12 protein-coding genes are annotated in these 12940 nt (G+C 73.4%); 10 read left to right on the top strand and 2 right to left on the bottom strand.

Translation table 11 applies throughout. The features are described from left to right. The 3 genes from MTO99_RS02700 to MTO99_RS02710 all read left to right on the top strand — a co-directional run bounded on the left by MTO99_RS02700 (window position 1) and on the right by MTO99_RS02710 (window position 2795). Window positions 1–846, top strand: coding sequence for an ABC transporter permease (locus tag MTO99_RS02700; protein WP_243556744.1), 846 nt, complete (start codon window positions 1–3; stop codon window positions 844–846). Between the two features lie 120 nt (window positions 847–966). Beyond that, window positions 967–2172 carry a sensor histidine kinase gene (locus MTO99_RS02705; protein WP_243556747.1) on the top strand — a complete coding sequence of 402 codons (1206 nt, stop codon included), beginning with the start codon at window positions 967–969 and terminating at the stop codon, window positions 2170–2172. Continuing rightward, window positions 2169–2795, top strand: coding sequence for a response regulator transcription factor (locus tag MTO99_RS02710; protein WP_243556749.1), 627 nt, complete (start codon window positions 2169–2171; stop codon window positions 2793–2795). Before MTO99_RS02705 ends, MTO99_RS02710 begins: the two co-directional genes overlap by 4 nt. A 21-nt stretch (window positions 2796–2816) precedes the next feature. On the opposite strand, the gene MTO99_RS02715 is transcribed toward MTO99_RS02710, so the two are convergent. Further along, a complete protein-coding gene (locus MTO99_RS02715) occupies window positions 2817–3275 on the bottom strand; it encodes an Lrp/AsnC family transcriptional regulator (RefSeq protein WP_243556751.1) in 459 nt (152 codons plus the stop codon). Window positions 3276–3443: 168 nt separating this feature from the next. On the opposite strand from MTO99_RS02715, the gene pdhA reads away from it, so the two are divergent. The 4 genes from pdhA to MTO99_RS02735 are packed head-to-tail and all read left to right on the top strand — an operon-like array spanning window position 3444 to window position 7348. Beyond that, window positions 3444–4592 (top strand): pyruvate dehydrogenase (acetyl-transferring) E1 component subunit alpha, encoded by a 1149-nt coding sequence (pdhA, locus tag MTO99_RS02720; RefSeq protein ID WP_243556753.1) that lies wholly within the window; start codon window positions 3444–3446, stop codon window positions 4590–4592. Beyond that, window positions 4589–5599, top strand: a complete 1011-nt coding sequence (locus tag MTO99_RS02725; RefSeq protein WP_243556755.1) for an alpha-ketoacid dehydrogenase subunit beta — start codon at window positions 4589–4591, stop codon at window positions 5597–5599. The genes pdhA and MTO99_RS02725 overlap by 4 nt, the downstream gene beginning before the upstream one ends. Before the next feature lie 2 nt (window positions 5600–5601). Beyond that, complete coding sequence (locus tag MTO99_RS02730; protein ID WP_243558907.1) at window positions 5602–7014, top strand: dihydrolipoamide acetyltransferase family protein; 1413 nt, start codon at window positions 5602–5604, stop codon at window positions 7012–7014. A 43-nt stretch (window positions 7015–7057) separates the two neighbouring features. Next, window positions 7058–7348: a 4a-hydroxytetrahydrobiopterin dehydratase gene (locus tag MTO99_RS02735; protein ID WP_243556757.1), complete on the top strand. Its 291-nt coding sequence runs from the start codon at window positions 7058–7060 to the stop codon at window positions 7346–7348. Window positions 7349–7396: 48 nt separating this feature from the next. On the opposite strand, the gene MTO99_RS02740 is transcribed toward MTO99_RS02735, so the two are convergent. After that, on the bottom strand, window positions 7397–8026 hold the full coding sequence (locus MTO99_RS02740; protein WP_243556759.1) for a TetR/AcrR family transcriptional regulator: 630 nt from the start codon (window positions 8024–8026) through the stop codon (window positions 7397–7399). A 117-nt stretch (window positions 8027–8143) separates the two neighbouring features. On the opposite strand from MTO99_RS02740, the gene MTO99_RS02745 reads away from it, so the two are divergent. Genes MTO99_RS02745 through MTO99_RS02755 form a run of 3 tightly spaced genes read left to right on the top strand, consistent with a single transcriptional unit; the run spans window position 8144 to window position 12932 of the window. Next, the gene (locus MTO99_RS02745; protein ID WP_243556762.1) at window positions 8144–9709 is read left to right on the top strand and encodes a carboxyl transferase domain-containing protein; all 1566 of its coding nucleotides are present in this window, start codon (window positions 8144–8146) and stop codon (window positions 9707–9709) included. Between the two features lie 5 nt (window positions 9710–9714). After that, window positions 9715–11781: an acetyl/propionyl/methylcrotonyl-CoA carboxylase subunit alpha gene (locus MTO99_RS02750; RefSeq protein WP_290428396.1), complete on the top strand. Its 2067-nt coding sequence runs from the start codon at window positions 9715–9717 to the stop codon at window positions 11779–11781. Further along, the gene (locus tag MTO99_RS02755; RefSeq protein WP_243556764.1) at window positions 11766–12932 is read left to right on the top strand and encodes an acyl-CoA dehydrogenase family protein; all 1167 of its coding nucleotides are present in this window, start codon (window positions 11766–11768) and stop codon (window positions 12930–12932) included. The genes MTO99_RS02750 and MTO99_RS02755 overlap by 16 nt, the downstream gene beginning before the upstream one ends. Window positions 12933–12940 lie beyond the last annotated feature (8 nt).

The raw sequence follows: 12940 nt of genomic DNA on the forward strand, positions 1-12940 counted from the left end.
ATGACCGCACGCACCGCCACCGCCACCGCCGCAACCGGGGCCGCCGCGCCCGACCGGGTCAGCCTCGACCGGCGGGTGCCGCCGTTCGGCGGCTTCAACCTCACCTTCCTCGGCATCGAGCTGAAGCGGAAGCTCCGCAACCGCCGCACGCTGCTGTTCACCGTCGTCTTCCCGGTCGCGATGTACCTGCTGATCGGCTACCCGCTCCGGGACGAGGCGATCGGCGCGACCCCCGTCGCCGACGGCGGCGTCTCGGTCGCGGCCTACATCATGGTCTCGATGGCCGTCTACGGCACGATCATCTCGGCCACCGCTGCGGGCAGCGCGGTCTCGGTCGAACGCGCCCAGGGCTGGACCCGCCAGCTCCGCCTCACCCCGCTGAACCCCCTCGCCGGGGTGGCCACCAAGGTCATCGCGGGCATGCTGCTCGGCCTGCTCGCCATCGTCGCGACGTTCATCGCCGGCGCGGCGACCGGGATCCGGCTCTCGCCCGAGCAGTGGATCCTCTCGGGTCTCGCGGCGTGGATCCTGGGGGCTGCGGTCTTCACCTCGCTCGGTCTGCTCGTCGGCTACCTGGTGCCCGGCGAGAACACGGCGCAGGTGACGAACCTCGTCGTGGTGTTCCTGAGCTTCATCGGCGGCCTCTTCTACCCGATCGATTCGATGGCCCCGGTCCTGCAGCAGATCGCCGCCTTCACCCCGGTGTACGGCATCGGGCAGATCGCCCGCGCCCCGATCACCGGCACCGACGTCGACTGGCTGTGGTTCGCCGGTGCGATCGCCTGGCTCGCGATCTTCGTGGCCGGCACCGTGTGGGCGTTCCGCCGCGACACCAAGCGCGCCTGATCGCACCGCCGCGCCCGGTCGACCGGGCGCGGCGGACGCGGCGGACGCGGCGGACGCCCGGCCCGGACGGGCCGGGCATCCGCCGCCTCTATCGTTAGGCGAGTGACTGGAGCACATCCGATGACCGAGACGACCGTGATCCGCGGCGGGCCGACCTGGCCGATCCTGCCGGCATCAATGGCCGCGACCGGGCGGTCCTCGATCCGAGCATCGCTGCGTTCCCGTGCCGCGATCAGCTGGTACGTCGGCGCCGGATTCTCGCTGCTGTGGCTCGCCACGCTCGTCGAAGACGTCGTCGCGGCGTCGAACGGCCCGGCGAGCGAGGCGATCGGCATCGCGGTCGTCGCCGTGTACGGCCTGGCGTTCCTCGTCGCCGCGCCCATCATCTGGGCGCTGCCCGCCCGGGGTCGGCTGCTCGTGGTCGCGGGCCTCTGGGCGTACACCTTCGTCTTCACGCCGTGGGTGGGGTGGGGCATCGGCGGCACCTGGACCTACGTGGGCGTACTGATCGGCGTGTGCGTCCTCGACTGGCGCCTGACCTGGAAGCTGGTGTTCGGGCTCGGCGCCCTCGCGGTCGGCACCGGGTACCTCGCCTACGGGCCGGTGCAGGACATCTTCTTCGCGCCCGCGATCACCGTCTCGATCTCGGCCATGATGGCCGCCTTCGCCCGCAACGTCGCCTCGATGAACCAGCTCCGCGCCGCACAGGCCGAGCTCGAACGGATGGCCGTCGAGCAGGAGCGCGGCCGGGTCGCCCGCGACATCCACGACATCCTCGGCCACTCGCTCACCGTGATCACCGTGAAGGCCGAGCTCGCCGGCCGCCTGGTGACCGTCGACGCCGACCGCGCGACCCGCGAGATCGGCGAGGTCGAAGAGCTCGCCCGCGGGGCGCTCGCCGACGTGCGGGCCACCGTCGCCGGGTTCCGCGGCGTGTCGGTGAGCGGCGAGCTCGCGGGCGCGCGCACCGCGCTCGAGGCTGCCGACGTCCGGGCCGACCTGCCCGTGTCCACCGAGCAGGTGCCGGCCGAGTACCGCGAACTCGCCGGCTGGGTGGTGCGCGAGGGCGTGACGAACGTGATCCGGCATGCCAACGCGCAGACCTGCCGGGTGCGGCTGGATGCGCGCGGCATCGAGGTCGCCGACGACGGCGTCGGCCCATCGGCGGGCGCTTCGGGTCCGACGGACTCCGCGGCCGCGGCCTTCGACCCGGCGAGCGCTTCGAACGGCCTGCGCGGGCTCCGCGAGCGGGCCGAGGCCGACGGCGCCCGACTCAGCGTCGGCCGCAGCGACCTGGGCGGCTTCAGCCTGAGGGTGGCGTGGTGAGCGCGGCGGGGGAGCGGGGCATCCGGCTGCTGATCGCCGACGACCAGGCGCTCGTGCGCGGTGCGCTCTCGGCGCTGCTGGGCCTCGAACCCGACATCGACGTGGTCGCCGAGGTCGGCCGCGGCGACGAGGTGCTCGCCGCCGCCCGCGATGCGGGTGCCGACGTCGCCCTGCTCGACATCGAGATGCCGGGCATCGACGGCATCCAGGCGGCGGCGCAGCTGCGCGATCACCTGCCCGGATGCCGCGTGCTCATCGTGACCACGTTCGGCCGCCCCGGCTACCTGAAGCGGGCGATGCAGGCCGGGGCATCCGGCTTCGTCGTGAAGGACACGCCCGCCGCCCAGCTCGCCGACGCGGTGCGGCGCGTGCACGGCGGATTCCGGGTGGTCGACCCGGGGCTCGCGGCCGAGTCGCTCGCGCAGGGCGACTCGCCGCTCACCGAACGCGAGACCGACGTCCTGTCGGTGGCCCGCACGGGTGCGTCGAACGGCGAGATCGCGCGCATCCTGCACCTGTCGGAGGGCACCGTGCGCAACCACCTGTCGAACGCGATCGGCAAGACGGGCGGTCGCAACCGCGCCGACGCGGCGCGCATCGCCGAGCAGAACGGGTGGCTCTGACCGGCGAGTCGAGGCCGCGGGTCACCGCTCGAGCAGCGGCCCCAGCCGGTAGGGGATGAGCTCGCCCATCGCGAGCGACGTCTCGGTGCGCTCGACGCCCTCGATCGCGAGGATCTCGCCGTCGATGCGGAACAGGTCGTGCACGTCGCGGCAGGCGACCCGCACCAGCAGGTCGACCGCGCCCGAGAGGCCGTGCGCCTGCACCACCTCGGGGATCCCGGCGATGCGCTCGATGACGGTGCCGAGCTGCTTCTGCTGCAGGTGCACCGAGACGAAGGCCTCGAGCGGGAACCCGAGCGCGCCCGGGTCGATGCTGCGGTCGAAGGGCAGGAAGGCGCCGGATGCCTCGAGGCGCGCGAGCCGGGCCTGCACCGTGTTGCGCGAGAGGCCGAGCCGGTCGGCGAGGGCGACGACCGTAGCGCGGTGGTCGTCGGCGAGGGCGGCGAGGAGGTCGCGGTCGATCCGATCGAGTTCGCGCATACCGCGCAATCTAGCACCGGATCATCCGCATCGGGTGTGCGACATGCTCAAGCCGTTCGCGAATGCTTGAGCTGACTGATCGATCGGCTTACGCTCGCACCAACCGGCGACGAGGCCGGCCTCGGCACGGCGCCCACAAGGCGCGGCCGACGAGCAGGAGGATCGATGATGACCCCCACCGACCCTGTGCGTACCGGGCTGCTGACCCGCGACGACGAACACGACCTCACGCGGCTCCTCGAGCCCGACGGCACCCGCCGGCCCGACGCCGAACTCGACCCGTGGATCGCCGACCTCGACGTCTCGCGGCTCACCGAGCTCTACACGGATCTCGCCGTCGTGCGGGCGCTCGACGCCCAGGGCGTCGCACTGCAGCGGCAGGGCGAGGTGGGGCTCTGGCCGCCGCTGACCGGCCAGGAGGCCGCGCAGGTGGGCTCGGCCCGCGCGCTCCGCGACGACGACTACGTGTTCGCGAGCTACCGCGAGATGGGCGTCGCCTGGGTGCGGGGCGTCGCACCGGTCGGCCTGGTCATCGAGTGGCGCGGGGCCGCGGCATCCGGTTGGGTGCCCGCCGAGCACAACCTCGCCGTGCCGCAGATCATCATCGGCGCGCAGTCGCTGCACGCGACCGGCTGGGCGATGGGCGCCGCGTGGGACGGCGCCGACGCCGCCGCGATCTCGTACTTCGGCGACGGGGCGACGAGCGAGGGCGACGTGAACGAGGCGCTCGTGTTCGCCGCGAGCTTCCGGGCGCCGGTCGTCTTCTTCTGCCAGAACAACCACTGGGCGATCTCCGAGCCCGTCAGCCTGCAGTCGCGCCAGCCGCTCGCCCGCCGGGCCGACGGCTTCGGGATGCCCGGCATCCGGGTCGACGGCAACGACCTGCTCGCCGTCATGGCGGTCACGCGGCGCGCGCTCGACCGTGCCCGCCGCGGCGACGGCCCCACCTTCATCGAGGCGGTGACCTACCGCATGGGCCCGCACACCACGGCCGACGACCCCACCCGGTACCGCACGACCGACGAGATCGAATCGTGGCGCGAGCGCGACCCGCTGACCCGACTGCTCGCGCACCTCGGCGCGCTCGGCGCCGACGTCGAGGCCGTCGAGCGCGACGCGAAGGCCGCCGCCGATGCGGCCGCCACCGAGCTGCGCGAGGCCTGCCGCGCCATCCCGCAGCCCGAGGCGATGACCGTCTTCGATCACATCTACGCCGAACCGAACAGTCACCTCGAGCGGCAGCGCGAGCGTTACGCGCGCTACCTCGCGATGTTCGACGACGGCGCCGGCACGCAGGGCGAGGAGGCCGCGCGATGACGACCATGACGTTGGGCAAGGCCCTGAACTCGGGTCTGCGCCGTGCGCTCGCCGCCGACGACCGCGTCGTCCTGATGGGCGAGGACATCGGCGATCTGGGCGGCGTGTTCCGCATCACCGACGGGCTGAAGGCCGAGTTCGGCGCGAACCGCGTCGTCGACACGCCGCTGTCGGAGGCCGGCATCATCGGCACCGCGGTGGGCCTGGCCTACCGCGGGTTCCGCCCGGTCGTCGAGATCCAGTTCGACGGGTTCATCTACCCCGGCTTCGACCAGATCGTCGCGCAGGTCGCGAAACTGCACTTCCGCAGCCGCGGCACCGTGAAGATGCCGATCACGATCCGGGTGCCGTTCGGCGGCGGCATCGGCGCGGCCGAGCACCACTCGGAGTCGCCCGAGGCGTACTTCGCGCACACCGCCGGCCTGCGGGTCGTCGTGTGCTCGAACCCGCAGGACGCGTTCGTGATGATCCAGCAGGCGATCGCGAGCGACGACCCGGTGCTGTTCTTCGAGCCGAAGCGGCGGTACCACGTGAAGGGCGAGGTCGACGAGCAGGCCAGCCTGGCCGACCAGAAGCCGATGGGGCTCGCCACCGTCGCCGTGCCCGGCGACGACGTGACGCTCGTCACCTACGGCGCGCTCGTGCAGACCGCCCGCGACGCCGCGACCGCGGCCGCCGAGGACGGCGTGTCGATCGAGGTGATCGATCTGCGCTCGCTCGCGCCGATGGATCTGCGCACCGTCGAGCAGAGCGTGCGCCGCACCGGCCGGCTCGTCGTGACGCACGAGGCGGGGGAGCAGGGCGGGGTCGGCGCCGAACTCGTCGCCCGCGTGGCCGAGAGCTGCTTCGAGTACCTCGAGGCCGCGCCGGTTCGGGTGACCGGCCACGACATCCCCTATCCGCCGGCCAAGCTCGAGCAGCATCACCTGCCCGACCTCGACCGGATCCTCGACGGCGTCGACCGAGCCCTCGGCCGGCCCAACTCGCTGAGCGGAGCGGAGGCGTGAGCATGATCCGCGAATTCCCCCTGCCCGACCTCGGCGAAGGCCTCACCGAGAGCGAGGTCGTCGCCTGGCGCGTCGCGGTCGGCGACCGCGTCGAGCTCAACCAGATCGTCGCCGACGTCGAGACCGCCAAGGCCGTCGTCGAACTGCCGTCGCCGTTCGCCGGCGTCATCACCGCGCTGCACGCCGAACCCGGTCAGACCGTCGACGTGGGGGCGCCGCTGTTCTCCTGCGACACCGGCGAGGACGCGGACGGGTCGCCGGAGGCGCCGGATGCCTCGGGCTCGGATGCCTCGGGCTCGGATGTCTCGGGCGCGGCTGCTGCGGGCACGGATGCCTCGGAGACGCTCCGCGAGCCGGGCGAGCCCGGCGTCCTGGGCGGCCCCGCGACCCCGGCCGAGACGCGCGAGCCGACGCTCGTCGGCTACGGCGCCTCGGCCGAGTCGGGCCCCCGACGCCGCACGCGGCGGGCGGGGGTCGCCGCCGGACCGGTCCCATCCGGCGGTGCACCGCGCGTGCCGAGCCCCGCCGGCGAGGCGGCCGGGCTCGGCACCCGCACCGCCGAACGCCCGCGCTCGACCCCGCCCGTGCGCAAGCTCGCGCGCGACCTCGGCGTCGACCTCGAGCGCGTCGCCGGCAGCGGCGAACGCGGGCTCATCACGCGCGCCGACGTCGAGGCCGCGGCCGCCGAGGCGCCCGCGGCATCCGGTCGCATCGCGTCCGAGACCCGCATCCCGATCGCGGGCGTGCGAAAGCACACCGCGGCCGCGATGGTGCAGAGCGCGTTCACCGCACCGCACGTCACCGAGTTCCTCACGGTCGACGTGACCGCGGCGATGGACCTGGTGCGCAGCCTGCGCGAGGATCGCGCGTTCGCCGCCCACCGCATCACCCCGCTCGCGCTCGCCGCCAAAGCGGTCTGCATCGCGGCACGCCGCACCCCCGAGGTGAACTCGCACTGGGACGAGGACGCCCGCGAGATCGTGCGGTACGCCCACGTGAACCTCGGCATCGCCGCGGCCACCGAGCGCGGGCTCGTGGTGCCGAACATCACGGGCGCCGACCGCATGACCCTCACCGAGCTGGCCGACGCGATCACCGCGCTCGCCGAGACCGCGCGAGCCGGGCGCACATCGCCGGCCGACATGACGGGCGGCACGATCTCGATCACGAACGTCGGTGTCTTCGGCGTCGACGCGGGCACGCCGATCCTGAACCCCGGCGAGGCGGCGATCCTCGCGATCGGGCAGGTGCGGCGCCAGCCGTGGGAGTTCCGCGGCGAGATCGCGCTGCGCGAGGTGATGACCCTCTCGCTGTCGTTCGACCACCGGCTCGTCGATGGCGAACAGGGCTCGCGGTTCCTGGTCGATGTGGCGACGATCTTGCGCGATCCCGGCCGAGCCCTCACCATGAGCTAGGGGAGCACGCGGGGCGGCGTGCCCGCGATCGGAAGGTGGGGGCATGGACGATCGGCAGGTGCTCGACGAGGCGGCGACACGCGACGTGCTGACCGGCACGGCGTTCACGCACGACGGCCACCGGTTGGTGGCGACGTACGAGACGGGGGATTTCCTCGGTGCGGTGCGTCTGCTCGATCGGGTGGCCGAGGTCGCCGAGGTCATGCAGCATCACCCCGATGTGCGGCTCGGGTACGGGCGCATCACGTTCGAGCTGTGGTCGCACGATGTGGGCGGCGTGACGCCGCGCGATCTGCGGCTCGCCGAGCGCATCGAGGAGCTCGCGGCGTACTGAGCGCGGTCGGCGCGGCGGCCGGGTCTCGGCCGGGCTCGGGCCGGCTGCTCAGGCGAGCAGCGACGCCCAGGCCATGCGTTCGAGCAGGTCGCGCACGACCGCGCGGGTCGGGCGCCGGCCGGGTGTGCGCGCGCTGTGCGGGGTCGAGTTCATCAGCCCGAACGCGGCGTGCGCGCGCACCCGCAGTTCCGACTCGGGTTCGCCGGGGCGCAGCGCGCCGAGGGTCGCGACCCAGTGCTCGACGTACCGGCGCTGCAGCGCGCGCACCTCGTGGCGCGCGACCGGGTCGAGGTGGGCGAGTTCGCGATCCTGCACGACGATGACGTCGGCCTCGGCGAGCGCGAAGTCGACATGGTGGGCGATGAGCGCGCGCAGCGCGCCCGCGGGGTCGGATGCCTCGCCGGCGACCCGTTCGGCGCCGTCGAGCAGGCTGCGGCTGGCGTCGAGCAGGATCGCCGCGAGCACGGCCGCCTTGCCCGGGAAGTGCCGGTAGACGGCGGGGCCCGAGACGCCGGCGGCCTGGCCGATCTCCTCGATCGTGACGCCCGCGTAGCCGCGCTCGGCGAAGCGGGTCGCGGCGGCGGCGAGGAGCGCGCGGCGCCGGTCGGCCTTGCGGCGCCCGCGCTCGGTCAGGGTCGCGTCGGGCGCCGCGGCGTCGGTCAGGGTCGCGTCGGTCATGGCACGAGTGTAGCGATGCTGGACACTTCGGTGAATGGTCGCTAACCTGAATTTCAGTGAGTGACCGCTCACTGAAATCGCGCGGCCGCGGGTCGCGCCGTCGATGAGGACGACCGGATGCCGCAGCTGACGAGCACGATCGAGCCCGCCGGCCAGCGCGCCGAACGCAACGCGGCCGTCAACCGCGAACTCGCCGCCGACCTGCGCGCACGACTGGCACGGGCCGCACAGGGCGGCTCCGAGGCATCCAGAGCCCGCCACCTCGAGCGAGGCAAACTGCTGCCGCGCGACCGGGTCGAGCTGCTGCTCGACCAGGGCACCCCGTTCCTCGAGCTCGCGCCCCTCGCCGGCGACGGCCTGAGCGACGACGACACCGCCGGCGCCGGCCTCATCACCGGCATCGGGCTCGTGCACGGCCGGCACGTCATGGTGGTCGCCAACGACGCCACCGTGAAGGGCGGCACCTACTTCCCGATCACGGTGAAGAAGCACCTGCGGGCGCAGGAGGTCGCGCTCGAGAACCGGTTGCCGTGCATCTACCTCGTCGACTCGGGCGGCGCGTTCCTGCCGCGTCAGGACGAGGTGTTCCCCGACCGCGACCACTTCGGCCGCATCTTCTTCAACCAGGCCCGGCTGAGCGCCCGACGCATCCCGCAGCTGTCCGCCGTGATGGGCTCGTGCACCGCCGGCGGCGCGTACGTGCCCGCGATGAGCGACGAGACCGTGATCGTGCGCGACCAGGGCACCATCTTCCTCGGCGGGCCGCCGCTCGTGAAGGCCGCGATCGGCGAGATCGTGACGCCCGAGGAGCTGGGCGGCGGGGACCTGCACGCGCGGGTCTCGGGCGTCGTCGACCACCTCGCCGACCACGACGCGCACGCCCTCGCGATCATGCGCGACATCGTCGCGACGCTGCCGGCGCCGGCGGAGCCCGCGTGGCGGGTCGAGGCATCCGAGGAGCCCGTGGCCGACCCGGCCGACCTGCCCGCGATCGTTCCCGTCGACGTGCAGCAGCCGTACGACGTGCGCGAGGTGATCGCGCGGCTCGTCGACGGCAGCCGGTTCCACGAGTTCAAGCGCGAGTACGGCGACACGCTCGTCACCGGCTTCGCGCACCTGCACGGTCACCCCGTCGGCATCGTCGCGAACAACGGGGTGCTGTTCAGCGAATCGGCGATGAAGGGCGCGCACTTCATCGAGCTGTGCGATCAGCGGGGCATCCCGCTCGTGTTCCTGCAGAACATCTCGGGCTTCATGGTCGGCCGCGACGCCGAGGCCGGCGGCATCGCCAAGCACGGCGCGAAGATGGTCACCGCGGTCGCGACGACGCGCGTGCCGAAGCTCACCGTCGTCATCGGCGGGTCGTTCGGCGCCGGCAACTACTCGATGTGCGGGCGCGCGTACTCGCCGCGGTTCCTCTGGATGTGGCCGAACGCCCGCATCTCGGTGATGGGCGGTGCGCAGGCCGCCTCGGTGCTCGGGTCGGTCGGCCGGGGCGACGCCGACCCCGAGGCGATCCGCGCCCGGTACGACGAACAGGGGTCGCCGTACTACTCGTCGGCCCGCCTCTGGGACGACGGGGTCATCGACCCGCTCGACACCCGCACCGTGCTCGGGCTCGCCCTCGACGTCGTCGCGCGCCCCCCGCTGCCCGAGCCCGGCTTCGGCCTGTTCCGGATGTGACGGCGATGGCTTCCTCCGACCTGCCGCCGTTCGAACGCGTGCTCGTCGCCAACCGCGGCGAGATCGCGGTGCGCATCATCCGCACGCTGCGATCGCTCGGCATCCGCGCGATCGCGGTGCACAGCGACGCCGACGCCGACGCGCCGCACGTGCGCGCGGCCGACGAGGCGGTGCGCCTCGGTCCCGCGCCCGCCGCGCAGAGCTACCTCGACCTCGATGCCGTGATCGGCGCCGCCCTGGCGACGGGCGCGCAGGCGATCCACCCCGGGTACGGGTTCCTCAGCGAGCACGCCGCGTTCGCTCGCGCCTGCGCCGACGCCGGCATCGTCTTCATCGGGCCCGGGGTGCGAGCGCTCGAGGTGATGGGCGACAAGATCGCCGCGAAGGCGCACGTCGCCGCCTCGGGGGTGCCGGTCGTGCCCGGTGCGGGCGAACCGGGTATGACCGACGACGAACTGATCGCGGCGGCCGCGGCGATCGGCGTGCCGCTGCTGGTGAAGCCGAGCGCGGGTGGCGGCGGCAAGGGCATGCAGGCGGTGCGCGACGCCGCCGACCTGCCGGCCGCGATCGCCTCGGCCCGCCGGCTCGCCCGCGCCGCGTTCGGCGACGACACCCTGCTCGTCGAACGGTTCATCGACGAACCGAGGCACATCGAGGTGCAGGTGCTCGCCGACGCGCACGGCGCCGTCGTGCACCTCGGCGAGCGCGAGTGCTCGCTCCAGCGCCGGCACCAGAAGGTGATCGAGGAGGCGCCGTCCCCGCTGCTCGACGCCGCGACCCGCGAACGCATCGGCCGGGCAGCCTGCGACGCGGCGCGCAGCGTCGACTATCTGGGCGCGGGCACCGTGGAGTTCCTGGTGTCGGCGCACGAGCCCGACACGTTCTTCTTCATCGAGATGAACACGCGGCTCCAGGTCGAGCACCCGGTCACCGAGCAGGTCACCGGCATCGACCTGGTCGCCGAGCAGGTGCGCATCGCGGCCGGGAGGCCGCTCGGCCTCGCCCAGCAGGAGGTCGCGCTCACGGGCCATGCGATCGAGGCGCGCGTCTACGCCGAGAGCCCCGCGCGCGGGTTCCTGCCGGCGACCGGCACCGTGCTCGCCTACCAGGAGCCGCGGGGCGAGGGCGTCCGCGTCGACTCGGGCATCGGGGTCGGGTCGGTCGTGACCGCCGACTACGACCCGATGCTCGCGAAAGTCATCGCGACCGGCGCCGACCGCGACGAAGCGCTCGACCGCCTCGACCGCGCGCTCGCCGACACCGTCATCCTCGGCGTCGACACCGGCATCCCGTTCCTCCGGACGCTCGTGGCCGACCCCGCGGTGCGCGCGGGCACCGCCGACACCGGGCTCATCGATCGGCTGCCGACGCCCGAGCCGGTGGTGCCGTCGGAGGCCGTGCTCGCCGTGCTCGCCGCCGAGCTCGCGGCAGACGACCCGGTCGAGGATCCGGTCGGGCCCGGTGCGGCGAGCGGGCTCTGGCGCGAGCGCTCGGGCTTCCGCATCGGCGGGGCCCGGCCGCGCCGGGTCGTGTTCGTCTGCGACGACGGCGACGTGCGCGAGGTCGCGGTCGGGCAGGGCGCCTCGGATGCCGCGGGCGCCTCGGATGCCGCGGGCGCGCGCCTGCGGTGGGTCGACGCCGGCTGCGAGGCATCCGGTGCCGGTTCGACGGGCTCCGAGGCATCCGACCGCCTGATCCACGCGCACGCGGACGGGCTGCCCTTCGACGTCCGCGTCGTGGACCGCCTCGTGCAGGTGGGCCGCGACCTCGCGGCCCGCCGTGCGCCCGCCGCGGCCGCCGCGGCCGAGCCCGAGTTGCGCTCGCCCATGCCGGGCACCGTGACCGCCCTGTTCGTCGCCGACGGCGACCGGGTTGCCGCGGGCGACCCGGTGCTCGCGATCGAGGCGATGAAGATGGAGCACCGCCTCACCGCGCCGCTCGCCGGCACGGTCCGGCTCGCCGTCACGAACGGCGAGCAGGTCGCGCGCGACCGATCGGTCGCGCGCATCGAACCCGACCCGGCCGCCGACCAGGCGCCCGACGAGAGGAGCCCCGAGTGGACTACGACCTGAGCACCGACGAGCAGCGGCTCGCCGACCGGGTGCGCGAATTCGCCGACGACGTCGTCGCCCCCGCCGCCTACGAGTACGACACGAAGCGCCGACTGCCGATGGAGATCATCGCGCAGATGGGCGAGCTGGGGCTGTTCGGCCTGCCGTTCCCCGAGGAGGTCGGCGGGCAGGGCAAGAGCTACTTCCAGCTCTGCCTCGCCGTCGAAGCGCTCGGCCGCGTCGACCAGTCGATCGGCGTCACCCTCGAGGCGGGCGTCGGGCTCGGCATCATGCCGATCTACCGCAACGGCACCGAGGCGCAGCGCGCCGAACTGCTGCCCGACCTCGTCGCGGGGCGGGCGCTCGCGGGGTTCGGACTGACCGAGGCCTCCGCCGGGTCCGACGCCGGCGCGACGAAGACGCACGCCGAACTCGACGGCGACGAGTGGGTGATCAACGGCTCGAAGCAGTTCATCACCAACTCGGGCACCCCGATCACGAAGGTCGTCACGATCGTCGCGGTCACGGGCGAGCAGACCCGCCCCGACGGGTCGGTGAAGAAGGAGCTCTCGGCGATCATCGTGCCCAACGGCACGCCGGGCTTCGAGGTCGGACCCGACTACGACAAGGTCGGCTGGCACACCTCCGACACGCACCCGCTGACCTTCACCGACGTGCGCGTGCCCGCCGCCAACCTGCTCGGCGAACGCGGCCGCGGCTACGCGAACTTCCTGCGCACCCTCGACGAAGGGCGCATCGCGTTCGCGGCGCTCGCGACCGGGGCCGCGCAGGGATGCCTCGAAGAGGCGCTGCGGTACGCGACCTCGCGCGTCGTGTTCGGCCGCAGCATCGGCTCGAACCAGCACATCGCGTTCACGATCGCGAAGATGCAGGCGCGGGTGCACCAGGCCCGCCTCGCCTGGCACGACGCCGCACGCAAACTCGACGCCGGCAAGCCCTTCAAACTCGAGGCCTCGATCGCGAAGATGGTCGCAGGGGAGGCGGCGATGGACAACGCACGCGACGCGACGCAGATCTTCGGCGGCTACGGGTTCCTGAACGAGAACGCCGTCGCACGGCACTACCGCGACTCGAAGATCCTCGAGATCGGCGAGGGCACCACCGAGGTGCAGCTGATGATCATCACGCGCGAGCTCGGGCTGGCGGGCTGAGATGGCGG

It is taken from the genome of Agromyces larvae (assembly GCF_022811705.1).
Classification (GTDB): domain Bacteria; phylum Actinomycetota; class Actinomycetes; order Actinomycetales; family Microbacteriaceae; genus Agromyces; species Agromyces larvae.